This is a genomic window from Nonomuraea sp. NPDC004354 (genome assembly GCF_053602555.1).
Map to the genome: position 1 here is coordinate 383,318 of NZ_JBSGDV010000004.1, position 24,181 is coordinate 407,498.

The following is a 24,181-nucleotide window of genomic DNA, read 5'->3' on the forward strand; positions in this document are numbered from 1 at the left end:
GTCAAGAGAGTCTTTACTTCGCCCTGAATGCGTGTCTACGCTCGCCCCGACCAAGCCCTGAAGGGACGCACATGCGCAATCTCTTAGCCGCGCTGGTGCTGGGCGGCGCCACCCTGCTGCCCGCCCACGCCGACACGGTCGACATCCAGCTGCTCGGCATCAACGACTTCCACTCCGCCCTGCCCACGAGCTTCGCCATGACCCCGGACGGCCCCGTCGAGGCGGGCGGCGCCGAATACCTCGCCGCCCATCTCGACCGGCTCCAGCGGGACAACCCCCAGGGCACGCTGCGGCTGTCCGCGGGCGACAACATCTCCTCCAGCACGCTGGCCGCCACCGCGCTGCACGACGAACCCGGCATCGAGGCGCTGTCCATGATGCGCCTGGACGCCTCCAGCGTGGGCAACCACGAGTTCGACGAAGGACTGGCCGAGCTGCGCAGGATGGAGGAGGGCGGCTGCCACCCCATCGACGGCTGCGCCCTGCCCGGCTTCAAGGGCGCCGCCTTCCCCTACCTGGGCGCCAACATCGTCGACACCACCACCGGCAAGCCCGCCTTCCTCCCCTACGTCGTCAAGGAGGTCAAGGGCGTCAAGGTCGGCGTCATCGGCGTCAGCTACACCAACACGCTCAAGGAGGCCCCGGGCCCCACCGCGCCGCTCGAGGCCCGCGACGAGGCCACCGCCGTCAACGCCTACACGGCCGAGCTCAAGGCCAAGGGCGTGCGCACCATCGTCGTCGTGATCCATCAGGGCGGCGGGCAGACCGGCGGCGGCCTGCCCAACCAGTGCAACAACCTGGTCGGGCCGATCAAGGACATCGTGCAGAGGTTCGACCCCGAGGTCGACGCGGTGATCTCCGGACACACCCACAACGCCTACAACTGCGTGGTCAACGGGATCCCCGTCACCCAGACCTCCGGCCACAGCCGCGAGGTCACCCGCATCGTCCTCACCGTCGACCGCGCCACCGGCGATCCCACCGCCGCCAAGGCCGACAACATCACCGTCACCCACGACATCAAGCCCGACCAGCGCATCGCCGAACTGCGCCGCAAGAGCGACGAGCATGCCCACCGCCTGCTGGACCGCCCCGTCGGCATGCTCCACCGCGACCTGACCGCGGTCAGGAACGCCGCCGGCGAGTCCACCCTCGGCCACGCCCTGGCCGACGCCCGTCTGCACGCCACCTCCTCCCCCGACACCGGCGGCGCCCAGATCGCCGTCCAGCCCCCCTACGGCGGCGGCATCGCCGGCGACCTGTGGGTCTCGCCGATCGGCAACGACATGCCCAACCTCGTCACCCACGGCGAGGCACTGCGCGTGCAGCCGTTCAGCAACATGCTGGTCACCATGACGCTGACCGGCGCCCAGGTGGAGCGGCTGCTCGAACAGCAGTGGTGCGGCCAGGGCACCCAGCGCGTGCTGAGCGTCTCCCAGGGCCTCACCTACACCTACGACAACGCCAAGCCCGCCTGCGACAGGATCGACCCGGCCTCGATCAGGCTCAACGGCACCGTCATCGACCCGGCGGGCAGGTACCGGCTGACCGCCAACTCCTTCATCGCCTCCGGCGGCGACGGGTTCACGGTGCTGACCGAGGGCACCGAACGGGTCGAGAAGGTCCGCGACATCGAGGCCTTCGAGTCCTACATCCGGGCCGTCAGCCCGCTCCAGCCGCCCGCGCTGGGCCGCGTCACGCGGGTCAACTGACCCTCGGGACGGCCGCGCCGTGGCGGGACGCCACGGCCGGCCGTTCCTTCGTTCCCTGGTCGCGCTACAGGCCCCGGTATCCGGGATGGACGCCGGGGGTGAGCCCCTGCTGGGCCGCGACGGCCTCGAGCATGGCGGTCAGCGCGGCGCGCTGGTCGTGGTCGAGGGCCGCCAGCAGGTCGTCCTGGTGCGCGGCGCCCAGCTCGCGGACGGCCCCCATCAGCCGCAGCCCCTCACCGGTCAGGTGCAGGGCGTAGTTGCGCCGGTCGGCGGGGTTGCGCCGCCGTTCGACCAGCCCCTTGCCCTCCAGGGCGTCCAGCAGCGTGACCACCCTGCTGGGCACGACGCCCAGCTCCTCGGCCAAGGACTGCTGGCTGCGGCCCGGCGCCGTGATGATCATGCGGAGCAGGCCGATGTCGGCCGGGACCACGCCCAGCTCGGCCACGCGCTCGGCGAACCGCCTGGCGGCGTGCGCGCCCACCTGGGCCAGGAGGAACGCCGCGCCGGACGGCGGCCTGTCGTCAGCGGTCGGCATGACGAACACGATAGCGCGTCACGAAAATAGTTCTGTGCTATAAACGATTCATCTAAGAGAACGGATTCGTGACATGACCTTCCCCACGCCCGAACGGCTCATCCGCTTCCAGCACCCCGAGAAGGTGCTCGGCTACCTCGGCCCGCTCGACGAGGACCGCCTCGGCCCGCTGTTCGGGCTGCCGGCCGAGCGCTTCGGCGCGATCCGCCGTGAGCACGCCGCGCACGCCCGGCGGCTCGCCGAAGACCTGCTCGCCGACGACGACTTCGCCGCCGCCGTCGACCGGCTGCCCTTCGCCGCCGGCCAGCGGGTGGTGGCCGTCGGCGAGAGCACCACCGCCGACCTGCTGTCCTGGTTCGAGATCCTGCGTCACCTGCTCGACCTGCGCCGCCCCGGCCACGGCAGCACGCTGGTCAACCTGGCCGTCTCCGGCCAGAGCACCACGCAGGCGCTGGGCACCCTGCCCGCGCTGGCCGCCCAGCGGCCCGACTGGGTGCTGTGCATGCTGGGCGGCAACGACGCCATGCGCGTCGGCGGCACGAAGGACACCCAGGTCAGCCTCCCCGAGACCGAACGCAACCTGCGCCTGCTCCGCCAGGCGGCCCCGGCCGCCACATGGCTCTGGCTGGCGCCCACGTCGGTGGACGAGGCTCGCGTCACCGCCTACCAGCCGTTCCAGCGGGCACGCCTGAGCTGGGCCAACGAGGACCTGCGGGCGATCGGCGAGGTGCTGGCCGCCATGCCCGAGCAGGTGGTGAGCCTGGCCGAGCCGGACCACGAGGACGACGGACTGCACCTGTCGCCGGCAGGCCAGCGGGCGCTGGCCGCCGCGTTCGTCGCGAGCCTGGCATGAGGATCCTGCTGTTCGGGGCGAGCGGCGGCACCGGCGCGCAGGTTCTGCGGCAGGCCACCGAGGCCGGGCACGAGGTCACGGTCGTCGCCCGCGACCCGGCCTCGGTACGGCACGACACCGTGGTGGCCGCCGACGTCCTCCGGCCGGAGACCTGGCGGGCGAGCCTGGACGGGCAGGAGGCCGTCGTGTCCTGCCTCGGCACCAGGGACCGCCGCCGCCCGACCACGGTCTACTCCGAAGGCACCGCCAACATCCTGGAGGCGATGGGCGAGTACGGCGTGCGCCGCCTGCTGTGCCTGTCGTCGGCCGGGCTGGACATCCCGCCGGACCTGCCGCTGCCGCAACGGCTGGTCGTCAAGCACGTCATCCAGCGGCTGTACCGGTACGCCTACGCGGACATGGCCGAGATGGAGCGTCTGGTGAAGGACAGCGCCGCCGACTGGACGATCGTCCGGCCGCCGATGCTGACCGACGGGCCCGCCACCGGCGCCTACCGCTTCTCGACCGACGGCGGGCTGACCGCGGCCAGGAGCGTGTCCAGGGCCGACCTGGCCCACTTCCTGCTGCACCACCTGGACGACGCCGCGTGTGTACGCCGCGTCGTGGACATCTCCTCGTGAGCCGTCTACCACGACGGGCGTACCCCGGCCGCCTCTCCCGGGCGGATGCCCCGGGGGGCGGCCGCGGCGAGGCTGGATCCATGTCCAACCCTCAGCGCTTCGGCTACGGCGTGGCCGCGCTCCTGCTGGCCAGCAGCGCCTTCCACCTGCTGGTGTACGCCGTCGACGGCGGCGGATGGGGCGGCCCGGTGTCGTGGCGCAAGCCCATCCTGTTCGGCTTCTCCTTCGGGGTGACGCTGATCAGCCTGGTCTGGATCGCCGGACGGTCGGGGCTGAGCCCCAGGGCGAGCCGGCTGCTCGTCGGCACGCTCGCCGTGGCCAGCCTCGTCGAGACCGCGCTCATCGATCTTCAGCGCTGGCGCGGCGTGCCCTCGCACCTCAACTTCACCACCCCCTTCGACGCGACCGTCTCGGCCGCGCTGGCCGCCTTCGCGATCGTGGGCCTGATCCCGTCGATCATCGTGATCATCGTGGTGGCCTGGCGGCGCTTCGACGGGCCGCCGAGCATGCGGCTGGCGGTGCGGGCCGGACTGGCGGTGCTGTCGCTGACGCTGGTCTCGGGGGCGGCGCTCATCGCCAACGGCCGGGCCATCGGACTGCCGCCCCAGGCCACCGACCTGTCGATCTTCGGGGCGGCGGGGCAGCTCAAGGTGCCGCACGCGGTGACGCTTCACGCGGTGCAGGTGCTGCCGGTGCTGGCCTGGCTGCTCACCCTGACCGCCTGGAGCGAGGCGGCCAGGGTGCGTCTGGTGGCGGTGGTGGCCGCGGGCTACGGCGGGGTGGTGCTGGTCTCCGTGCTGCAGGCGGCCGCCGGGCTGGCCCCGGCCGACCTGACGGTGGCCTCCGGCGTCCTGCTGGTGGCCGCGCTCGCGGCCATGGCCGGCGCGGGGACCGCCACGCTCGCCCGCCTGCGCCCGCCTGGCCGGTAGTCCGGTCGGCGGGACCGGGCTGTTCAGCGCACCGGTTCGCCGACGCCCAGCAGGTTCCCCTCGCTGTCACGGAACCAGGCTCCGCGTTCGCCGCGCGCGCCCTTGCTCGGATAGTTCCCGTCGATCTCCGCGATCCCGTCCCTTGTCCGGAACCCGGGGACGTCGACCTCTTCGAACACCACGCCGCGCCGTCTGAGTTCCGAGACCGCTGTCTCGATGTCGTCGACCTCCCAGGCCATCTGGGTGAAGGTGCCCGGCGAGGATCCCGTCGACTGGAACACGACGAACTCCGCGCCTTCACACCGGTAGAGCAGCCCGCCGGGCCGTTGGTCGACGGGCTCCAGACCGAGCCGCTCGGAATAGAACCGCCGCGCCCGGTCCAGGTCCTGGGCTGGAAGCCTGGTCGCCACGCGTGCCCGGGACAGCACGTTCCTGTCATCCGCGTTCATGTCTCCACTGTTCCACGGGCGACGCCCGGAGGAGTGGAGGCGTCCCGCCGTCGCGGCGCGGACATGGCGTGCCGAGAAGCTCAGCAGGCGATCACCTCGAGCGGGATGTCGAGAACCCGTCGGCGGCTCCGACGAGTGCGTGAGAGACACCCGACGACAGGAGTTGCACAGATGGGCAAGGTCACCTCTGACATGGCGATGTCCGTGGACGGTTACGTCGCGGGCCCGAACCAGAGCCTGGACAACCCGTTCGGCGAAGGGGTCGAGGAGCGCCTGCACCGGTGGATGTTCGAGGAGCCCGAGGCGCACGCCGAGGTCATCGAGGCCATCACGGCGGCGGGCGCCTACATCATGGGCCGCAACATGTTCGGGCCCGGCCGGGGCGACTGGGACCTGGACTGGAAGGGCTGGTGGGGTGACGAGCCGCCGTACCACGGCCCGGTGTTCGTCCTCACCAACCACCCGCGCGAGCCCTTGGAGATGAAGGGTGGCACGACCTTCACCTTCGTGACCGACGGGATCGAGCCGGCGCTGGCCATGGCGCGCGCGGCCGCGGGCGACGCCGACGTCGCGATCGCGGGTGGCGCCCACACGGTCAACCAGTACCTCGCGGCGGGCCTGATCGACGAGCTGCGCCTGCACATCGCGCCGGTGATCCTCGGCGCCGGCGAGCGCCTGCTCGAGGGCGCAGGGAGCGTCGACCTCGAACCCGTCCACGTCTCGGGCACCGGCCTGGTCACCCACGTGACCTACCGGGTGGTGCGCGGCTGAGCGCGTGACCACGGAGAGGCGGGACCGGTCCCGCTTCGCCTCTCCACGTACGGCCGGCGCCCAACGCCGGGGTCGGTCCACGGGGGGTCAACATTCGGCCACCAGTTGCTCCGGCCTCTTGACCGGCCAAGAAAAGCGACGGAGAGGATGAGAAGGTGACACTCTGGACGCCGGACCCGACCTTCTATCCGTCGCCGCGCGACGCCGCGGCCGCGCCGGCCGAGCGGTACGCCTACGTCGCCGCCTTCGACCGTCAGGCGGCCAGACCCGACGCGATGGCCGTCATCGACGTCGATCCCGACTCCCCGGGGTACGGCGGCGTGGCCGGCTGGACGGACCTGCCGTACACGGGCGACGAGCTGCATCACTTCGGGTGGAACGCCTGCAGCAGCGCGCTGTGCCCCAACGCGCCGCACCCGCACGTCGAGCGCCGCTACCTCGTCGTGCCCGGCCTGCGTTCCTCACGCATCTACATCCTGGACACCAAGGACCGCGTCAGCCCCGAGATCGTCAAGGTGATCGAGCCGGAGGAACTGGCCGCGCGGGCCGGCTACTCACGGCCGCACACCGTGCACTGCGGGCCCGACGGGCTGTACGTCTCCGCGCTCGGCGGGTCGAACGGCGCGGACGGCCCCGGCGGCATCGCCGTCCTCGACCACCAGACGTTCGAGGTACGCGGCCCCTGGGAGGCCGACCGGGGCCCGCAGCACCTCGCCTACGACTTCTGGTGGCACATCAACCACGACGTACTGATCAGCTCGGAGTGGGGCACCCCCTCCATGATCGAGAACGGCGTCGTCGGCGAGCTGCTGCTCGGCCGGAAGTACGGTCACCACGTGCACTTCTGGGACCTGCGCAAGCGCCGCCACCTCCAGGCGGTCGACCTCGGCGACCAGTACCAGATGACCCTCGAACTGCGCCCGGCCCACGACCCGCGACGGACCTACGGCTTCGCCGGCGTGGTCGTCAGCGTCGAGGACCTGTCGGCCTCGGTCTGGACGTGGTTCCAGGAGGACGGCCGCTGGCAGGTGCGCAAGGTGATCGACATCCCCGCCGAGCCGGCCGACCCGGCGGATCTGCCCGACCTGCTCAAGCCGTTCGGGGCGGTGCCGCCGCTGGTCACCGACATCGACCTGGCCGTGGACGACCAGCGGCTGTACGTCTCCTGCTGGGGCACGGGCGAGCTCAAGCAGTACGACGTCAGCGACCCGTTGCACCCGGTGGAGACCGGCTCGCTGCGGATCGGCGGGATCGTGCGCGGCGACCCGCACCCCGCCCTGGAAGAACGCCTGCGTGGCGGCCCCCAGATGGTGGAGGTCAGCAGGGACGCCCGGCGCGTCTACGTGACCAACTCCCTGTACGGCGCCTGGGACGACCAGTTCTACCCCGAGGGCGTCGGCGCCTGGATGGCCAAGATCGACGCCGAGTCGTTCACGTTCGACAAGAGCTTCTTCCCGCACGGCGACGACTTCCGCGGCCTGCGCCCGCACCAGGTCAGGCTGCAGGGCGGGGACGCCTCCTCGGACTCCTACTGCTACCCGTGACGCTCGCGGCCGCCCTGCTGCTCGGGGCCCTGCACGGGCTGAATCCGGCCATGGGCTGGCTGTTCGCCGTGGCCCGCGGGCTGCAGGAACGCAGCAGGGCCAAGCTGCTCGCCTCGCTTCCGGCGATCGCCGCCGGGCACCTGGCCGCCGTCGGGCTGGTCGCCGCCGTCATCGTGGTGACCGGCTCGCTCACCACGGGCCGGGTGGTGGCGCTGGTGGGCGGGACGGTGCTGGTCGGGTTCGGGCTGTGGCGGCTGCTGTCCAGGCGGCACTTCCGCTGGGTGGGCATGCGGCTGTCGCTGCCGCAGCTGGCCGCCTGGTCCTTTCTCATGTCGTCGGCGCACGGCGCCGGGCTGATGCTCATCCCGCTGTTCGCCGGGGTGAACGCCGCCCACGAGGGGCACGCCGGGCACGCCATGGGCGGCAGCATGGCCATCGCGCTGGCCCACACGCTGGCCATGTTCGTGGTCGCGGGCGTGGTGGCCGTGATCGTCTACGAGGTCGCCGGGTTGACCATCCTGCGCCGCGCCTGGTTCAACGTGGACCGCATGTGGGCGGCCGCTCTCATCGCGGCCGGCGTGATCACCCTGGTCCAGGCCTGATCGCGGGCGCGTCGGCGGCGGGCCGGAACGCTCTGACTCATCCCTTAACTCCCGCACCGCCGCTCTGATACGATCTTGACCCACTTCACTGGCTGGAGACTTCGTGACCGAAGCGGTGGCCCTCTTAGCTGAGGACCCACGAGTGGTCGGGCCCTACCGCCTGGAAGGGCGGCTCGGGCTGGGCGGGCAGGGCACCGTCTACATGGGGCGGGACGGCGACGGCGGGCTCGCGGCGATCAAGCTCCTGCATCCGCACCTGATGGCCGACCCGCGGGAGCGACAGCTCTTCCTGCGCGAGGTGGAGACGGCCAAGCGGGTCGCGCCCTTCTGCACGGCCCAGGTGCTCGACCTCGGGTTCGTCGGCGACCGGCCGTACATCGTCAGCGAGTACGTCGACGGGCCGTCGCTGCAGAACGCCGTGCGGGACAACGGGCCGCGCGGAGCGGCCGCCCTGCAACGGCTGGCGGTCAACACGGCGACCGCCCTGGCGGCCATCCACGAGGCCGGGGTGGTGCACCGCGACTTCAAGCCCGGCAACGTGCTGCTCGGGCCCGACGGGCCGGTCGTCATCGACTTCGGCATCGCGCGGGCGCTGGACCTCAGCCAGTCGGTCATCAGCAGCCGGCCCATCGGCAGCCCCGCCTACATGGCGCCCGAGCAGATCGCCGGCGGCGACGTCGGGCCCGCGGCCGACGTGTTCGCCTGGGGCGCGACCATGGTCTACGCGGCCACCGGGGAGCGTGCCTTCGCCGGCGACTCGATCCCCGGGATCCTGCACGGCATCCTGCAGGGCGAGCCGGACCTCGGCGGGCTGGAGGGCGCGCTGCGGGAACTGCTGCGCGAGTGCCTGGACAAGGACCCGGCCCGGCGGCCCACCATCGTCCAGGTGATCGAACGCCTGCGCGCGCTGCCCGCCCCCGCCTGGCATGCCGCCCGCGGCGCCCGCTCGGGCGGCTTCGCCGTTCCCGACGTGCCCGGCGTCGGCTCCGGCGCCCCGACCGCTCCCGGCACCGCCGTCGCGGGCGGTCCTGCCGTACCCGCTCGGAAGGCGCGGCGCGGCCTGGTCCTCGGTACGGCGGGCGCGGGCGTGCTCGTCGCCGCGGCCGCCGCCTACTTCGCCCTGGCGCCCAGCGCCTCCGGCAACCACGCCGGGCAGGCGAGCCAGGCGGCGACCGTACCGGCCGTGGCGCTGCCGTCGTCTTCCGTGGTGCCCGTCGAGCCTTCTCCAAGCGCGCCCGAGACGCCGACCCTGGATGACACGCCCACTCCGAAGGCGACCAAGCGGTCGCAGGCGGCCAAGGCGGTGCCCCGTGCGAGCGCCGCCCCGCAGGAGGCGCCCCGGCAGACCCGCAAGACCACCACGACCTCCGACGCGCCCACCACCACACGCACCATGAAGCCGACCCGCAAGCCCGTGACCGCGCCGATCGGGACCACGCCGCCGCGCGACGACGACCCGCCCCCGCCGCCGCACAGCGACCCGCCCGCGCCCGCCCAAGGCTCGATCACCTTCAACGACGCCAGCGCGTACTGCGCGGCGCAGGGCCAGAGCATGGCCGGCGGCACCTGGGACAACCTGTGGTGCTTCGGCGGCGCCGGGGCGCGCATCAGCGCGACCACGGTGTGCCAGTGGAAGTACCAGGGCCGCGACGCGGTCGCCGAGCAGCCGCCCAACACGTGGTCGCAGGAGGTGACCTGCCGGCTGTCATGACCGCCCCGACCGGCCGCGACACCGCTCGTCCCGCGTCGTTCGGTCCCCTTCCCGCGAGCGTCCCCTCGGCTGGAGACGGCGGTGACGAGCGGCGGGCCCGCGTCCAGGTAACACCAACAGCTGTTCCGTTGTCCTCCAACTTGGCGTACGGCCCTCGCGTTCGGGTACCGGGGAGCGCCAGGAAGGGAGTAGCCATGACATCGGACGCCATCAGCATGATCACCGCGGACCACCGCGACGTGGAGCGGCTTTTCGACCGGCTCAAGAAGGACACCGAGGACCGCCCCGCGCTGCTGGCCGAACTGGCCGCCAAGTTCGTCGCCCACTCCAGGGGCGAGGAGGAACTGATCTACCCGGAGATCGCCAAGACCGTTCCCAGCGAGAAGGACCAGGTGCGCGAAGGCGCGGAGGAACACCACGAGGCCGAGCGGATGCTGCTCAGCCTCCTGGACGTCGACCCGGACACGCCGAAGTTCGACACGCTCCTGGACCAGCTCGTCCAGGCGGTCAACCACCACGTCCAGGAGGAGGAGAGCGAGATCCTGCCGGCGCTCAGGAAGGCGGTTCCCCGCCGGCGGCTGGAGGAGCTCGGCCGGGCCTTCAGCGAGCGCAAGGCACAGGAGATCCAGCACGGTCTACCCGTGGGGAACGGCAGGAAGTCGGGCAAGCGGACCCGGGCCGGCGGAGGAGGATCCACGGGGATGAGCAAGGAGGAGCTGTACCACCGGGCCCAGGAGGCCAAGATTCCGGGCCGCTCGTCCATGACCAAGGAAGAGCTCACCAAAGCGCTGCAGAAGAGCGGGAAGGCCTGACGGGCCGGGAAAACCGTCCGGCAGGGGTCGCTCGTGACCCCTGCCGTCCAGCGGGGGGTCGCTCCTGACAGTGACACATGCGCGACGTGGCCACGCGCGCCCTGGTCCGGCGCTGAGCGGCAGGCTGCCGACCCACGCGGATGACGATCAGCCCCCGCCGGCGGGTCTCGTTCGGCTCGAAGGTGACGGGCGCCCGCGCCAGTCGGAAGGGAGGATGAACTCCCACCCGGGTTGCCAGCGAGGCGCCGCCTCGACGAGTGCCGTCAGGTCGGCGCCGCCCAGCAGACACTCCAGCGCCCAGCGGTTGGCGGAGTGCGCGATCACGAGGACCCGGCCCCCGTCCCGGCGGGCGAGCAGGTCGTCCAGGAAGTCGGCTGTCGCGGCGAGCACGTCGCGGTAGCTCTGCCCACCAGGAAAGGGCACGTCGACGTGCCGCGCCCGCAAGGGAGCGACGAGCGCCATGGGACGGGCCGCTTGCCAAGGCACAGCCTGACAACCTACTATGATAGTTAGTTGAGAAGGACCGATCGGGTGCGACAGGCGCGGGAGCCCCGACTCGAGCATGCCCGGCATCTTCCCCGTGGATGCTGGGCATCCCCCTGTTCCCGCTCGGCACGGACCGCCGGCGGCCGCCACCGAGCCATCGACCCGCGATGTCCTGTCCGACGAGACGGGCTCGTAGATCCGCCGGCTCTCAGGCCTGGTAGGCGGGGTAGCCGTAGCCGACGACCTGCGAGGCGGCCCTGATCCGCTGCTCCACCCTGCCGTTGCCGGTGTTGCCTTCGATCGTGGTGATGGTGCCGTCCCCGTTGTCCTTCTTGACCAGGCCCATGTGGTCGATGCCGCTGACGCTCTTGCTGCCGCTCCACGAGAAGTACACGACGGCGCCCGGCTTGGCGGCGCTTCCCCAACGCCGGTTGTTCTTGAACCACTGGGCCCAGGTGACGGTGTAGGCGTCCCAGCCGACCGTGGGCCTGGCGCCGGCCTTCTCGCCGACCCAGGCCACGAACATGGCGCACCACGGCGCGTTGGTGTAGGCGCGCAGGCTGCCCCCGTCGCGCTTCAGGGTCTCGCTCGCCCGCCGGGACGACATGTACCAGCGGTGGAAGGGGGTGCCGCCGCCGGAGGCGTTCTCCTTCACGCCGAGCTGCGACTCGGCCACCTTCAGCACCGCCGCGGCCGTCGCCGGGTTCCGCTTCTCGGCCGCCGGCGCCGGGACGGCGACGGGACGGGAGACCTGGGGGCGCACGTCGTTCGTGTGGCCGGCGAGGGCGGGACCGGCGCCCGCGATCGCGCTTGCCGCGACTGTCAGGCCCAGACCGATGCGGGACAGGTTCGCGGGCATACGGAAGTGAAAGAGGGCAGGCCTCGACATACTGGGGTTTGACTCCTTGTTTCATGCCGCCCACCGGGACGGGTTCGGGCATGGAAGTGCCCTACGGCGCTGTGTCGGTGCACGCGCCACCCTGGAGAGATGTGGGTTCCCGGCTCCGCGAGAGTGCGGACTCGGCGGCCGCGCCACGTCGGGCCTGAGGCTCCGACCGGTGGTCACGAATTCATCGGTATGCAGGCGGCAACCTGCCGCCTGGCGTCGCCCCAACGTAAGCGAACCGTATAGAGCGATGCAAGGCCGGGCCGCGAACGCCTCACGGAATCGCCTGCGCGACAGGCGTTCGCGAGGAAATTCTTTACCTTGGCGACGGCCGTCCCGCCTGGCCGGGCAACGGCCTTTCCGGCTGTTTCCAGGACCCGGTACGGCACGAGCGGGCCGTCGCCACCGGGGACCCGCCTCACCGCCCACCCTGGCCCGGGCCGCCCCGCGACAACCGGGCATAATCGGAGGAAACCCGCAGGTGGGAGGGGGTACGCATGATGCGCGGCCTGGGCGACCTGGAGTCCACGATCATGGAGCGCATGTGGTCCTACCGCAAGCCCGCGTCGGTCAGACAGGTGCTGGAGGACCTGCGCCAGGAGCGGGAGATCGCCTACACGACGGTCATGACCGTGATGGACAAACTCCATACCAAAGGGCTCCTCTCCCGGGAGCCCGTCGGCAAGGCCTACATCTACGCCGCGACCTCCTCCAAGGAGGCCTACACCGCAGACCGCATGCGTGAGTCGCTGGCGCGGAGCGGCAACCAGGCGGCCACGCTGGTGTACTTCCTGCAGCGGCTGACGCCGGAGGAGGCCGACGCCTTCGAGGCGGCGCTGCAGATCTTCCAGCCGAGGGACCGGCAATGACAACGGCCGTCCTGGCGGTGTACGCGATCGTCGCCGCCATCCTGCTGCCGCGGGTGGTGGGGCGCGCGCGCTGGGCCGACCGCGCCCCCAGTCTGGCGATCGCGCTGTGGCTGGCCGCCACCACGTCCGTGGTCGCCTCCGTCCTGCTGGCCGCGTTCGCGCTGGCGGTCCCCGCCTCCATGGTGGGCCAGAGTTTCGCCGCGGTCTTCGACCTCTGCGTCGCCCTGTTCGGGCAGCAGCCGGGCCTGACGTCGACGACCACCGGCATCGCGCTCCTCGTCGCGGGCGCCCTCGCCGTACGGATCACCTGCTGCGCCACCGCCGTCCAGGTCCGCGTACGGACCGAGCGGCAGCACCACGCGGCGATGCTGCGCCTGCTCGGCGAGCGCGACCGCTGGCGCGGCGCCATCGTGCTGGACTACGACGAGCGGCTCGCCTACTGCCTTCCCGGCAGGCCGGGCGAGGCCGTCATCACCACGGCCGCCCTGCGGGCGCTCACGCCGGGGCAGGCCGAGGCCGTGCTGGCACACGAGCGGGCGCACCTGCACGGGCGTCATCACCTGCTGCTCGCGGGAGCGGAGGCGCTGGCCAGATCCTTCCCGCGCATTCCCTTGTTCGAGCGCACCAGGAGCGAGGTGGCCAGGCTGCTGGAACTGCTCGCCGACGACGTGGCCGCCCGCCGCCATCCGCGCATTCTCATCGCCACCGCGCTGGTGCAGCTGGCCACCGGGCGCGCGCCCGACTTCGCGCTGGGCGCGGGAGGCGACACCGCGGTGACGCGCGTGCGCCGCATGCTCACCCACCAGGCGCCGCTCACGCCCAGGGAACGGCTGGGCGGCCTGCTCGCGGTGGCGCTGCTGCTCACCGGGCCCGCGGCGGTCGCTCTCGCTCCCGGGTTCGGCGACTTCCTCACGCATCACTGCCACGAAATCCTTCTCGGCTGCTAGACCTACGATGACGCGTAGTAGGCTGCGGCCGTACGTCTGGGACATCAGCGAGGTCGTCATATGCATGGAACGCGTCTCCGGATCCGCGCCGCGGCGGTCGCCGCGGCGCTGGTCGCGGCCACCGCCGCCTGCGGCACCGGCAGCCAGGCACCGGGCAGGGACCCGGGTGTCGGCCACATCCACGGCCTGGGCGTCGATCCGGCCGACGGCGCCGTCTACGTCGCCGGCCACTACGGGCTGTTCCGCGTGAAGGACGGCCGGAGTGTCGAGCGGGTCGCCGGCCGAGTCCAGGACCACATGGGGTTCACGGTCGTGGGACCGAAGACGTTCCTGGCCAGCGGCCACCCGGGTGAGGAGGCGGCCGCCGCCTCGCCGCACCTCGGTCTCATCCGCACCACCGACGGCGGCCGGACCTGGGTGACGGTCTCGGAGGAGGGCACCGCGGACTTCCACGCGCTGGAGCAGTCCGGCGACACCCTGTACGGCTTCGACTCCCAGTCCGGGCAGCTGCGCCGCAGCGCCGACGGCGGCCAGAGCTGGACGCCCGGAGCCGAGGAACCCCTGATCGACCTCGCCGTGGACCGCGGCAAGGTCTACGCGACCACGCCCGAGGGGCTGAAGGTCAGCGAGAACGACGGCGCGGCCTTCGCGAAGGTGTCGAACGCGCCGCTGCTCAGCCACATCGCCGCCCCCGCCGAGAACACCCTCGTCGGGCCGGGCACCGACGGCCGCGTCCACACCAGCCGTGACGGCGGCAGGACATGGACGGCCGGCGGCGCGCTGCCGGGCGCCGTCAGCGCGTTCACGGCCGTCGACGCGCGGCGGCTGCTGGCCGCCACCGAGGACAACACCGTCCTGGAGTCGAAGGACGGCGGCCTGACCTTCTCCCCGATCTTCCGGCCCCCGACCGGCTGACCAGGAGGAGTCGCGGGGACGAGCCCTACAGGGAACTCGCCGGCCGGTGGGCGCGCACGTAGTACAGCAGGGACGGCAGCGCGCCTTCCGACTCCACGTCGAAGCCCGCGTCGGGAACGAGCTTGCCGAGCAGGTCGCGGGGATCGTGCCGCATGGCGGGCCCGGACAGCATGCCCACGACCCGCCTGGCGAGGTGGTTGGCGGGCGGCCGGAACTCGGCGATGACCAGCCGTCCTCCCGGCCTCAGCACGCGGAACATCTGGCGCAGCGCCGCGGGGCGGTCGTCGGCCGGGATGTGGTGGACGGCCAGGCTGGAGACCACCGTGTCGAAGGAGCCGTCGGGGAACGGCAGGTCCTGAGCGGCTCCCACCACGTAGGCGCAGTTGCCCGGCGCGCGGCCGCGGGCGTAGTCGATCATCTCGGGTGCGAGGTCGATGCCGGTGACCTGTCCAGCAGGGGTGACGACCGGGGAGATGACCCGGCTCAGGTAGCCGGTGCCGCAGCCGACGTCGAGGACCCGGTCGCCCGCCCTCGGCCTGGCCAGGGCCGCGACGCGGGTGAACGCGGCCCTGCGGCCCCCGGCGAAACCGATCGTCGCGAACAGCTCGTAGGCGCGCGGATGGTCGATGGTGCCGCCCGCGTCGGCGTGCTCGGCGTGGTTGTGCAGCAGCTTCCCCAGCCCCATGGCTTACCCCCTTGATACTGAACACTCTGTTCGTTAACAAATCATGCGTTCACTATGGTGAGAGGGTCAACGATCAGATCGGGCGAGGTGTGCGGTCCTGAACAGGAACGGGAAAGTGTCCGGAGACCGGCGCGTACGGCGCACCCGGCGGGCCGTCCAGGACGCTCTCGTGGCGCTCATCCTGGAGAAGGGCTACAGCGCCGTGACGGTCACCGACATCATCAACCGTGCCGACGTCGGCAGGTCGACCTTCTACTCGCATTTCGCCGACAAGCAGGACGTGCTGGTCAGCAACATCGAGGAGCTCGGCTTCCTGCACCCTGACCACGCCGTCCGCGAGGGGGAGCTGTTCGCGTTCAGCCTGCCGATGTTCGAGCACGTGCGGGAGCAGCGCTCGCTGGTGCGGGCGCTGCTGGGACGGCGCAGCGGCGGCCCGGCGGAGGCGCACGGGGAGCGCCTGCTGGCCGCCGTCGTCAGGGACGAGCTCGTCGCCAGGGCGGGCGGGCCGGCGCCTTCCCTCGACCTGATGGTGATCTGCGTCGTCGGCGCGTTCCTGGGGCTGGTTCGGGCGTGGGTGGACGGCGAGATCTCCGCCACGCCCGCCGAGCTGGACGCCGCCTTCCGCGCGGCGACCGTTCCAGGCGTCCGGGCGGCGCTCGACCGGCTCTGACCTCGGCGAAGCCCCGCCGGCGACCACCCCGCGGCCGACCGGCGGGACGCGGCGCGCGGGAGGCCCGCGCCTCGCCCCTGGTAGGGCCAGCACTACCTCCGAGACGGTAGACCACCAGCTGGTGTCCGAAATGACCGGATCACTACGTTAGGTGGCGGTCAAAGAGGCACACAGATCAGAACGGGGGCCGGAGTGACGACGCACGCGGTGCGCCTGAACACGGTGACGAAGACGTACGGGCACGGGACACAGGCGGTGCACGCGCTGCGCGGGGTCACGGTCGACCTGCCGCGCGGCGGGTTCACCGCCGTGATGGGGCCCTCCGGCTCGGGCAAGAGCACCTTCCTGCACTGCGCGGCGGGCCTCGACACGCCCACGTCGGGAACGGTCCACCTCGGCGAGGTGGAGCTGTCGGGGATGAACGAGACCCAGCTGACCGAGCTGCGCAGGCAGAAGGCGGGCTTCGTCTTCCAGGCCTTCAACCTGATCCCGGCGCTCAGCGTGACGGAGAACGTCACCCTGCCGCTCCGGCTGGCGGGCGCCAGGCCGGACCGCGCCTGGCTGGCCGAGGTGATCGCGCGGGTGGGTCTCGGGGACCGTACGGGACACCGGCCGTCGCAGCTGTCCGGTGGCCAGCAGCAGCGGGTCGCGCTCGCACGGGCGCTGGTGACCAGGCCCGAGGTGGTCTTCGCCGACGAGCCGACCGGCGCGCTCGACACCCGCACCGCCGCCGAGGTGCTCGGCCTGCTGCGCCAGGTCGTGGACGCGACGGGCCAGACCGTGGTGATGGTGACCCACGACCCGGTGGCCGCGGCCTACGCCGACCGGGTGCTGTTCCTGGCCGGGGGCACGCTGGTGGACGAGGTGTGGTCCGCCTCCGCGGACGCGATCGGGCGGCGCCTGGCCGGCCTCGGCGGGTACGGCAGGCCGGCGGAGGCCGCGCGATGCTGAGACTCGCCTTCGCCACGCTGCGCGGCCGGATGTCCTCGCTCGCCGGCTCGTTCCTCGCGCTGCTGTTCGCCACGGCCGTGATCACCTCGTGCGGGCTGCTCATGGAGACCGGCCTGCGCGCGAACACGCCCCCGGAACGGTACGCCGCGGCCCCGGTCGTGGTGGCCGGCGACCAGTGGGTCTCCGTCGGTATCAAGGCCGGCGGGGACACGTCGGCCGAGATGAGCGAGCCGCTGCCGGAGCCCGTGGCGGTCCCGGCCGCGCTGGCCGGGAAGATCCGTAAGGTGGAGGGCGTGACGCGGGTCGTACCCGAGCTCACCTTCCCGGTGGGGCTGGTGGGCCGGGACGGCCGGCTGGTCGGGGGCGCCGGAGGGCGCACCCTCGGGCACGCCTGGGAGTCCGCGGTGCTCGCGCCGTACACCCTGCGCGCGGGCCGGGCGCCCGCCGCGCCCGGCGAGATCGTCCTGGACGCCGCGCTGGCCGGGCGGGCACGGCTGGAGGTCGGCGGGACCGCACGCGTCCTGGGCAGGGACGGCGTCAGGGAGTACACGGTGGCCGGGATCGCCGGTCCGGGGCTGGCCCGGCAGTCGTCGGTGTTCTTCACCGCCGAGCGGGCCGCCGAGCTGTTCGGCCGCCCCGGGCGGGTGTCGGCCTTCGGCGTGACCGGGCAGGGCGACCCCGAGCAGCTGAAGGAGCGGATCGACGCCGCGCTGGGCGGCGCCGGCGTGGTCGCCCACGCGGGCGCCGAAAGGGGGCTCGCCGACGACATCCGGGCCCTGACGGGCAGGGAGATGCTCGTCGGGCTCAGCGGCAGCCTCGCCGGGATCGCCGTCATGGTGGCGGTCTTCGTGGTGTCCGGGACGTTCGCGCTGACCGTACGGCAGCGCCAGCGGGAGATCGCGCTGCTGCGGGCGATCGGGGCGACGCCCCGGCAGGTCCGCATGATGCTCGGCCGCGAGGCCCTGCTGGTCGGGACGGTGGCGGCGGCGCTCGGCCTCCCGCTGGGGGTCGCCGTGGGCGACTGGATGTTCGGCCGGTTCGTCTCGGTGGGGCTGCTGCCGGACACGTTCACGCTCGCCGTCGGCCCGCTGCCGATGCTGGCCGCCGTCGTGGCCGGGCTGGCCACCGCGTGGCTGGCGGCCCGCGCCGCCGTCCGGCGGGCGACGCGGATCCGCCCCACCGAGGCGCTGGGCGAGGCCGCGGTGGAACACCGCGCGCTGGGCCGCGGCCGGATGATCAGCGGTCTTGCCTTCCTCGCCCTGGGGTCGGGCGTCACCGGCCTGGCGATGTCCATGACCGGCGAGACGGCGGCCGCGAGCGCGGGCGGGATCGTGCTGTTCCTCGTCACCGCCGCCGCGCTGCTGGGGCCGTGGCTCGTCCGGCTGGCCGCCGGGCTCGTCGGCGGCGCGCTCGGCCGGGCCTCCCGGGTGGGCGGCTACCTGGCCGTGGCGAACACCCGGGTCGGGGCCAAGCGGCTGGCGTCCGTCGTGAGCCCCCTCATCCTGCTGATGGCGTTCGCCGCGACCATCCTCTTCACCCAGTCGACGCTCGGCCACGCCGCCACCCGGCAGGCCGCGGAGGGCAACCGCGCGGACTACGTGCTGGAGTCGGCGGGACCGGGGCTGCCCGCGCAGGCGGCGCGCGCGGCGCGGGCGCTGCCGGGGGTGAAGGGCGTGACGGAGGTGATCGAGACGCAGGTGATCGCCCACCACGAGCAGCTGGGTGACCCCATGCTGACCTCGTACGGCGCCATCGGGCTGACCGTGCCGGCGCACGGGATCGACCTGGGCGTGCGAGCCGGCTCGCTGGACCGGCTGGACGACGGCGGGGTCGCGCTGAGCACGCTCAGCGCCGGCACCCTGGGCGCGTCGGTCGGCGAGAAGGTACGGCTGCGCCTCGGGGACGGCACGCCGGTCACGCGGACGGTGGTGGCCGTCTACGAGCGGGGCCTGGGCTTCGGCGACGTGGCCCTGCCGTACAGCGTGGTGCGTGACCACTCGGCGTCGGGCATGACCGGCCGGCTGTACGTCGTGGGCGGAGAGAAGGACCGGCTCACCGGACTGGCACCCGGTCTGACGGTCCTCGACAGGGCGGAGGTCGCCACCGCGCGGGACGCGGCGCAGGAGCTGAGCGACATGGCCAACCTCCTGGTCCTCGGGATGATCATCGTGTTCATCGCGATCTCGGTGGTCAACACGCTGGTGATGGCCACCGGATCGCGGGTGCGGGAGTTCGCGCTGCTTCGCCTGGTCGGCGGCACCCGGCGGCAGGTGCTCAGCATGGTCCGCTGGGAGGCGCTGCTGGTCGGCGGCATCGCGGTGACGGTCGGTACGGCGGTCGCCGCCCCGACGCTGATGGCGCTCAGCTACGGCGTGACGGGCTCGCCATGGCCGTACGTGCCGCCGCTGGCCTACGCGGCGATGGCGGCGGCGACGCTGGGGCTGGCCTTCGCGGCGAGCCTCGTGCCCGCCCGGACGGTGCTGCTCGGCAGGCCGGCGGAGCAGATCCGCGGCTGACCGCCGTCCTGCGGGCTCCACCGGGAGTGGAAGCGGGCCGCGACGCGCTGCCGCGCGTCGCGGCCCGCTGATGGTGTCAACGGCGCCTCCTGTCAGCGCAGCGCGTAGGCGTCGTAGTGGACGGCCGTGGCCGCCCGCAGCCCGGACGCGACGGCGAGGGTGTGGTTGAGCCAGAGGTATCCGGGCGCGGCCGTCTCGAACCTGACCGCGAGCCGGAAGTAGTAGTCGGCCGGGTCGACGGGCTCTCCGCGGCCGAGCGCGGCGATCACCTCGGGCGGGCCGTGCCGTACGCCCGAGGTGAGGATGCAGATCAGCGCGCCGTCGTGGGTACGCAGGGTGTAGCGGGCGTCGATGGTGGCGCTGCCGTCGCCGTGCACCACCTGCCAGTCCGCTCCGCCGGGCAGGACGGTTCCGGCCATCCTGGGTCCGTCGAACGACCCGCCCAGCACGTCGATCACCCGCCGGTGCCCCCACGGCGTCTCGCCCAGGTCCTTGACCGCCGCCAGCTCGACCCGGAACCGGGCCAGCGGCTCCAGGCCCGGCCTTACCGGTTCGTCGAACATGTGTAGGAGGCGCGCTGGTTGAGGAGTTCGGGGTCGAAACCGGCCTTGCGCTTGTAGCCGGCGGCGATCGCGGCGAGCTCGGCCCGCGGGATGACCTGCTCGATGTCGGCGAAGCCGCCGGGGGCCCGCTCGTGGGCGAGCTTCATGACGACCTCGGGGCCCATCTCGCGGTTGGCCAGGCAGAGCGCGGTGGTCGGCGGGCGCCGGTCCCGCTCGTAGGCGGCCAGAGCCTGGTCGATGTCGCCGGTCCCGGCCAGGTGGAAGGCCAGCACCCGGGCGTCGAGGATGGCCTGGGAGGCTCCGTTCGACCCGATCGGGTACATGGCGTGGGCGGCGTCGCCGAGGAGGGTGACCCTGCCGTGGGTCCAGCGCGGCAGCGGGTCGCGGTCGACCATCGGATACTCGTAGATCGCCTCGGCGCCGGCGATCAGCCCGGGGACGTCCAGCCAGTCGAAGCGCCACTCGGTGAAGTGCGACAGGACCTCTTCCGCCGGTACCCGCCTGTTCCAGTCGCCCCGGTCGGTCGCCTGTCCTGCGACGGGCCGCTCGGCGATCCAGTTGATCAGCTGCGGGTCGCCGTCCTTGATGGGGTAGGCGACGAACTTCCGCTCCCCGTCGCCCGCCATGATCATCGATCGGCCGGTGAGGAACGGCGGGGCGTGGGTGGTGCCGCGCCACAGCACGAGCCCGTTCCACGGCGGCGGACCCTCGTCCGGATACAGCCGCGCCCGCACGGTCGAGCGGATGCCGTCGGCCCCGACGAGCAGGTCGAACCCCAGCGTCGAGCCGTCGGCGAACCGCGCCTCCGCCTCGCCGAAGCCGGTCAGCTCGCGCCCGGTGAGCACCGGCACGCCGCTCGCCTCGACCTCGCGCAGCAGCAGCATCTGCAGCTCGCCGCGATGGATCGAGTACTGCGGCCAGCGGTATCCGGCGGCCGGCCCGCGCGGCTCGCTCCAGATCAGGGAGCCGAAGCGGTTGTGGTAGGCGAGCTCGGCGGTGGCTCTGGCCCGCTGCTCGAGCTGCGGCGCGAGCCCCAGCTCGGTCAGCTCCCGTACGGCATGCGGGAGCAGGTTGATCCCGACCCCCAGGGGACGGAGCTCGGCCACGGACTCGGCCACGGTGATCTCGGTGAACCCGGCGGCGCGCAGGCTCAGCGCTGCCGCGAGGCCACCGATGCCCCCGCCGATGATGAGGATGCGCATCAGCTACTCCCGGAAATTGATTTGGCCAAAACTATTTTGGGCATAATCATCGGTGCGGGCAAGAGGGTGGGAGGATCGCCGGATGGAACGGCTGGACGTCTGGTACGAACGTCACGCGCGCGAACTCGTCGCCAAACTGCCCGTCGAGGTCGACACCTCGACCTTCGGGCTCGCCTACAACCTGCTGCACCTGTCGTACGTGCTCGTGGCCGACCTCGAATCGCGCATCCACCGGCCCCAGGGGTGGACGCTGCCCGGCTTCCGGCTCATGTTCAAGCTCTGGCTGCTGGGGCCGTCCAGGGTGAGCGACCTGGCCGACTTCTCGGCCATGACGCGCTCGGCGGTCTCCAACGCCGTCAACACCCTCGAGGCGGCGGGGCTGGTCGAGCGGCAGGCCGTACCGGATGACCGCCGGGCGGTGCTGGTGGCGCTCACGGAGGCGGGACGGCAGGCGGTGAGCGGCGCCTTCGAGGAACAGAACCGGCGCGAGCGCGAATGGTTCGCCCCCCTGTCGGCGGAGCAGCGGGAGCAGCTCGCCGACCTCATCCGCACGATCATCGCCAGCCGCCCCGACGCCTGACCGGCACCCGACGGCGCACCGACGCGGCCACCAGGCATCCATGCGCGGCACCGCTCCGAATGCCTGCGTGAAGGGCGCCGGCGGAGGACCTCGACGGCCCCCGCCGGCCCGGCGAACACGCGAACGGAGACGACTCACATGACCACCTCACACACCAGGACGGCACGCACACCCGTGCAACTGGCCGCGCTCATCGTCGGCGTGGCGTTCCTGCTGGTCGGCGCACTCGGCTTCGTGCCGGGCATCACCGCGGGCTACGGCGGCCTGGCCGTCGCCGGCCACCACTCCGAGGCCATGCTCCTGGGCCTGTTCCAGGTGTCCGTCCTGCACAACGTCGTCCACCTGCTGTTCGGGGTCGCCGGCGTCGTGCTGGCCCGCACGTGGACCGGCGCCCGCGCGTACCTGATCGGCGGCGGCGCGGTCTACCTGCTGCTGTGGATCTACGGCATGGCAGTCGACCAGACAAGCCCGGCCAACTTCGTGCCGCTCAACACCGCCGACAACTGGCTACACCTGCTCCTGGGCGTCGGCATGGTCGCCGCGGGCTACCTGCTGGGCCGCGCCAGGGCCTCCCGGTAGTTCCAGCAGGTCGGCCCCGGGGCCGTCATGCCAGCATGGCGCTCGCGTAGCGGGCGTACACGGCGGCGCAGCGGCGCATGGCGGCCTCCTCGACGTACTCGTCCGGACCGTGGGAGACGTCCAGGCGGCCCGGGCCGTAGCCGAAGGCGGGGATGCCGAGCTGGGCGTACCAGCGGGTCTCCAAAATGCCCGCGCACAGCTCGAACCGGGCCGGGGCACCCTCGACGTCGCCGACGACGCGGGCCAGCGTGGCGGCCGCGGGATGATCCTGGCCGGTGCCGGCGGAGGGCTGCAGCTGGGTCGTGCGGACCGACACGGTGGCGCCGACCTCTTGCGCGGCGTCCTCGATGAGGGCGGTCAGCCGCCTGAGCTCGGCCTCCAGGTCCTCTTCGGGGTTGTAGCGGCCGTCGACGGTGAAGTAGGCCGCGCCGGGGACGACGTTGAAGTTCGCGCCGCTGCCGGACGAGCCGCCGACGACGAGCATGCTGCCGGGAGCGTCGGCGGGGTTCAGCGGAAAGCCGGTGTGCCGTTCGGCCAGCTCGGCGGCGTAGCGCTCGACGGGGCGGGCGATGTGCAGCATGTGCTGGAAGGCGTTCACGCCGCGGTGGGCCTGTCCGACGTGGGCCTCGCGGCCCTGGATGTCGACGCGGACGGAGACGGCGCCGCGGGCGGCGTTCCAGATGCCGCCGCCGCTGGGCTCGGCGGTGAGCATGGCCAGCGCGGCCGGGTCGATCAGCCCCGCCGCGCGCAGGTGGCCGGCTCCGGCGACGCTGCCGGTCTCCTCGTCGCACACCAGGTGCAGCACGATCCGGCCGGCGCCGAGCAGGCCGAGATCCTTGGCGGCCGCGGCGCCGTAGAGCATGCTGACGATGCCGCCCTTCATGTCGGCCGTGCCGCGCCCGATGATCCTGCCGTCGCGGCGTACGGGCGTGAACTGCGCCCGGTCCTGGGCCGGCACCACGTCGAAGTGGCCGTGGAAGTAGACGAGCCTGTCACCGTCGCCGGCGGTGCCGCGCACGACGCACGGGTCCGCCGACCCGCCGGCCGGGTCGGCGACCGGGATGACCTCCGGTGCCAGGCCGAGGCGGTCCATCTCCTCGCGCAGGACCTCCGCGCAGCGGCGCAGGGCGCGTCCGGGCGGGTTCTCGGAGTCGACGGCCACCAGGCGGCCGAGGAGGCTGGCCATGTCCTCGGCTCGGCGCTCCAGCCAGACCTCGATCGTCATGGTCCCCACCTTTCCCTCGGTCACGGGAAATTCTAGGTGGATAGCGGCCTCATATGGTTGTCGATTATGACGATATGATCACCAGATGAGCAATGAAGTGACCCTCGACGCGATCGATCGAGAAATATTGTTTCAGCTCCAGCAGGACGGCCGGTTGACCAACGTCGAGCTCGCCCGGCGCGTGGGGCTCACGCCGCCCCCCTGCCTGCGTCGCGTCAAACGCCTGGAGGAGGCGGGCGTCATCAGCGGCTACCGGGCGACCGTCAACCACGAGCTCCTCGGTGGCGGCCTCGAGGTCATCGTCTCCATCGAGGTCGGTGTGAGCGACCTCAAGACCCTGGAGGAGCTGGAGAGGACCATCGCCGCCTACGACGAGGTCGTCGAGTTCCGCCGGCTGTTCGCCACACCGGACTATCACCTGCGCGTCCTGGTCGCCGACTACGCGGCCTACGAGGCGTTCCAGACCGGAAAGATCATCGGCATTCCCGGCGTGGCCAGGGTGATCTCCCAGCCGACCATGAAGAAGATCAAGGTGCTCGACTGACCAGGCCCGCCGACCGGAAAGCACC

Annotated in this window: 26 protein-coding genes; 18 read left to right on the forward strand and 8 right to left on the reverse strand. The window is 72.4% G+C overall.

The features are described 5' to 3' along the window. The first annotated feature begins 71 nt into the window (after positions 1 to 71). Positions 72 to 1,712: a bifunctional metallophosphatase/5'-nucleotidase gene (locus ACWENQ_RS16585; RefSeq protein ID WP_452414877.1), complete on the forward strand. Its 1,641-nt coding sequence runs from the start codon at positions 72 to 74 to the stop codon at positions 1,710 to 1,712. Between the two features lie 64 nt (positions 1,713 to 1,776). Here the strand turns inward: ACWENQ_RS16585 and ACWENQ_RS16590 are convergent, their stop codons facing one another. Further along, on the reverse strand, positions 1,777 to 2,247 hold the full coding sequence (locus ACWENQ_RS16590; protein ID WP_354908170.1) for a MarR family winged helix-turn-helix transcriptional regulator: 471 nt from the start codon (positions 2,245 to 2,247) through the stop codon (positions 1,777 to 1,779). A gap of 73 nt (positions 2,248 to 2,320) precedes the next feature. Between ACWENQ_RS16590 and ACWENQ_RS16595 the strand changes: the two genes are divergently transcribed. From ACWENQ_RS16595 to ACWENQ_RS16605, 3 genes are all read left to right on the forward strand, one after another. Then, a complete protein-coding gene (locus ACWENQ_RS16595) occupies positions 2,321 to 3,100 on the forward strand; it encodes an SGNH/GDSL hydrolase family protein (protein ID WP_449918939.1) in 780 nt (259 codons plus the stop codon). Continuing rightward, positions 3,097 to 3,720: an NAD(P)-dependent oxidoreductase gene (locus ACWENQ_RS16600; protein ID WP_449918936.1), complete on the forward strand. Its 624-nt coding sequence runs from the start codon at positions 3,097 to 3,099 to the stop codon at positions 3,718 to 3,720. Before ACWENQ_RS16595 ends, ACWENQ_RS16600 begins: the two co-directional genes overlap by 4 nt. Before the next feature lie 80 nt (positions 3,721 to 3,800). Beyond that, a complete protein-coding gene (locus ACWENQ_RS16605) occupies positions 3,801 to 4,649 on the forward strand; it encodes a hypothetical protein (RefSeq protein WP_452414879.1) in 849 nt (282 codons plus the stop codon). 23 nt (positions 4,650 to 4,672) lie between these two features. Here ACWENQ_RS16605 and ACWENQ_RS16610 read toward each other — a convergent pair whose 3' ends face one another. Then, complete coding sequence (locus ACWENQ_RS16610; RefSeq protein WP_452414880.1) at positions 4,673 to 5,098, reverse strand: VOC family protein; 426 nt, start codon at positions 5,096 to 5,098, stop codon at positions 4,673 to 4,675. Between the two features lie 171 nt (positions 5,099 to 5,269). Here ACWENQ_RS16610 and ACWENQ_RS16615 point away from each other — a divergent pair, with 171 nt between their 5' ends. The 5 genes from ACWENQ_RS16615 (at position 5,270) to ACWENQ_RS16635 (ending at position 10,538) form a co-directional block, all read left to right on the forward strand. Next, on the forward strand, positions 5,270 to 5,869 hold the full coding sequence (locus ACWENQ_RS16615) for a dihydrofolate reductase family protein (protein WP_354908161.1): 600 nt from the start codon (positions 5,270 to 5,272) through the stop codon (positions 5,867 to 5,869). Between the two features lie 155 nt (positions 5,870 to 6,024). After that, on the forward strand, positions 6,025 to 7,413 hold the full coding sequence (locus ACWENQ_RS16620) for a selenium-binding protein SBP56-related protein (RefSeq protein ID WP_452414882.1): 1,389 nt from the start codon (positions 6,025 to 6,027) through the stop codon (positions 7,411 to 7,413). Next, a complete protein-coding gene (locus ACWENQ_RS16625; protein WP_452414884.1) occupies positions 7,410 to 8,015 on the forward strand; it encodes a hypothetical protein in 606 nt (201 codons plus the stop codon). Before ACWENQ_RS16620 ends, ACWENQ_RS16625 begins: the two co-directional genes overlap by 4 nt. 103 nt (positions 8,016 to 8,118) lie before the next feature. After that, on the forward strand, positions 8,119 to 9,726 hold the full coding sequence (locus tag ACWENQ_RS16630) for a protein kinase domain-containing protein (protein WP_452414885.1): 1,608 nt from the start codon (positions 8,119 to 8,121) through the stop codon (positions 9,724 to 9,726). A 194-nt stretch (positions 9,727 to 9,920) separates the two neighbouring features. Next, complete coding sequence (locus ACWENQ_RS16635) at positions 9,921 to 10,538, forward strand: hemerythrin domain-containing protein (RefSeq protein ID WP_354908156.1); 618 nt, start codon at positions 9,921 to 9,923, stop codon at positions 10,536 to 10,538. Positions 10,539 to 10,685: 147 nt separating this feature from the next. Here the strand turns inward: ACWENQ_RS16635 and ACWENQ_RS16640 are convergent, their stop codons facing one another. Beyond that, positions 10,686 to 11,000, reverse strand: coding sequence for a histidine phosphatase family protein (locus ACWENQ_RS16640; RefSeq protein WP_452414886.1), 315 nt, complete (start codon positions 10,998 to 11,000; stop codon positions 10,686 to 10,688). Between the two features lie 232 nt (positions 11,001 to 11,232). Beyond that, on the reverse strand, positions 11,233 to 11,883 hold the full coding sequence (locus ACWENQ_RS16645; RefSeq protein WP_452414888.1) for a CHAP domain-containing protein: 651 nt from the start codon (positions 11,881 to 11,883) through the stop codon (positions 11,233 to 11,235). Positions 11,884 to 12,407: 524 nt separating this feature from the next. On the opposite strand from ACWENQ_RS16645, the gene ACWENQ_RS16650 reads away from it, so the two are divergent. From ACWENQ_RS16650 to ACWENQ_RS16660, 3 genes are read left to right on the forward strand one after another with little or no spacing between them, the layout of a single operon-like run. Then, positions 12,408 to 12,779: a BlaI/MecI/CopY family transcriptional regulator gene (locus tag ACWENQ_RS16650; RefSeq protein WP_449918917.1), complete on the forward strand. Its 372-nt coding sequence runs from the start codon at positions 12,408 to 12,410 to the stop codon at positions 12,777 to 12,779. Further along, positions 12,776 to 13,726: a M56 family metallopeptidase gene (locus tag ACWENQ_RS16655; protein WP_452414889.1), complete on the forward strand. Its 951-nt coding sequence runs from the start codon at positions 12,776 to 12,778 to the stop codon at positions 13,724 to 13,726. The genes ACWENQ_RS16650 and ACWENQ_RS16655 overlap by 4 nt, the downstream gene beginning before the upstream one ends. A 60-nt stretch (positions 13,727 to 13,786) precedes the next feature. Beyond that, entirely contained in the window at positions 13,787 to 14,641 is an 855-nt protein-coding gene (locus tag ACWENQ_RS16660) for a F510_1955 family glycosylhydrolase (RefSeq protein WP_452414891.1), read from the forward strand. Positions 14,642 to 14,666: 25 nt separating this feature from the next. Here the strand turns inward: ACWENQ_RS16660 and ACWENQ_RS16665 are convergent, their stop codons facing one another. Then, positions 14,667 to 15,326, reverse strand: coding sequence for a class I SAM-dependent methyltransferase (locus ACWENQ_RS16665; RefSeq protein ID WP_452414892.1), 660 nt, complete (start codon positions 15,324 to 15,326; stop codon positions 14,667 to 14,669). A 115-nt stretch (positions 15,327 to 15,441) separates the two neighbouring features. Here ACWENQ_RS16665 and ACWENQ_RS16670 point away from each other — a divergent pair, with 115 nt between their 5' ends. The 3 genes from ACWENQ_RS16670 to ACWENQ_RS16680 all read left to right on the forward strand — a co-directional run bounded on the left by ACWENQ_RS16670 (position 15,442) and on the right by ACWENQ_RS16680 (position 19,463). After that, a complete protein-coding gene (locus ACWENQ_RS16670) occupies positions 15,442 to 15,996 on the forward strand; it encodes a TetR/AcrR family transcriptional regulator (RefSeq protein ID WP_452414893.1) in 555 nt (184 codons plus the stop codon). 192 nt (positions 15,997 to 16,188) lie between these two features. Then, positions 16,189 to 16,947, forward strand: coding sequence for an ABC transporter ATP-binding protein (locus tag ACWENQ_RS16675; RefSeq protein WP_449918906.1), 759 nt, complete (start codon positions 16,189 to 16,191; stop codon positions 16,945 to 16,947). Continuing rightward, positions 16,941 to 19,463, forward strand: coding sequence for an FtsX-like permease family protein (locus ACWENQ_RS16680; RefSeq protein ID WP_452414895.1), 2,523 nt, complete (start codon positions 16,941 to 16,943; stop codon positions 19,461 to 19,463). Before ACWENQ_RS16675 ends, ACWENQ_RS16680 begins: the two co-directional genes overlap by 7 nt. 92 nt (positions 19,464 to 19,555) lie before the next feature. On the opposite strand, the gene ACWENQ_RS16685 is transcribed toward ACWENQ_RS16680, so the two are convergent. Together ACWENQ_RS16685 and ACWENQ_RS16690 are read right to left on the reverse strand one after the other, a co-directional pair. Then, complete coding sequence (locus ACWENQ_RS16685; RefSeq protein WP_452414897.1) at positions 19,556 to 20,026, reverse strand: DUF3237 domain-containing protein; 471 nt, start codon at positions 20,024 to 20,026, stop codon at positions 19,556 to 19,558. After that, positions 20,008 to 21,228 (reverse strand): flavin-dependent oxidoreductase, encoded by a 1,221-nt coding sequence (locus ACWENQ_RS16690; RefSeq protein WP_449918900.1) that lies wholly within the window; start codon positions 21,226 to 21,228, stop codon positions 20,008 to 20,010. Before ACWENQ_RS16690 ends, ACWENQ_RS16685 begins: the two co-directional genes overlap by 19 nt. Positions 21,229 to 21,310: 82 nt before the next feature. On the opposite strand from ACWENQ_RS16690, the gene ACWENQ_RS16695 reads away from it, so the two are divergent. Together ACWENQ_RS16695 and ACWENQ_RS16700 are read left to right on the forward strand one after the other, a co-directional pair. After that, positions 21,311 to 21,808 carry a MarR family winged helix-turn-helix transcriptional regulator gene (locus ACWENQ_RS16695; RefSeq protein WP_354908136.1) on the forward strand — a complete coding sequence of 166 codons (498 nt, stop codon included), beginning with the start codon at positions 21,311 to 21,313 and terminating at the stop codon, positions 21,806 to 21,808. A 138-nt stretch (positions 21,809 to 21,946) separates the two neighbouring features. Then, positions 21,947 to 22,387, forward strand: a complete 441-nt coding sequence (locus tag ACWENQ_RS16700; RefSeq protein WP_452414899.1) for a DUF4383 domain-containing protein — start codon at positions 21,947 to 21,949, stop codon at positions 22,385 to 22,387. 25 nt (positions 22,388 to 22,412) lie between these two features. On the opposite strand, the gene ACWENQ_RS16705 is transcribed toward ACWENQ_RS16700, so the two are convergent. Continuing rightward, positions 22,413 to 23,612, reverse strand: a complete 1,200-nt coding sequence (locus ACWENQ_RS16705) for a M20 family metallopeptidase (protein WP_452414900.1) — start codon at positions 23,610 to 23,612, stop codon at positions 22,413 to 22,415. A gap of 85 nt (positions 23,613 to 23,697) precedes the next feature. Between ACWENQ_RS16705 and ACWENQ_RS16710 the strand changes: the two genes are divergently transcribed. Further along, a complete protein-coding gene (locus ACWENQ_RS16710; RefSeq protein WP_354908132.1) occupies positions 23,698 to 24,156 on the forward strand; it encodes an Lrp/AsnC family transcriptional regulator in 459 nt (152 codons plus the stop codon). Positions 24,157 to 24,181: the final 25 nt, after the last annotated feature.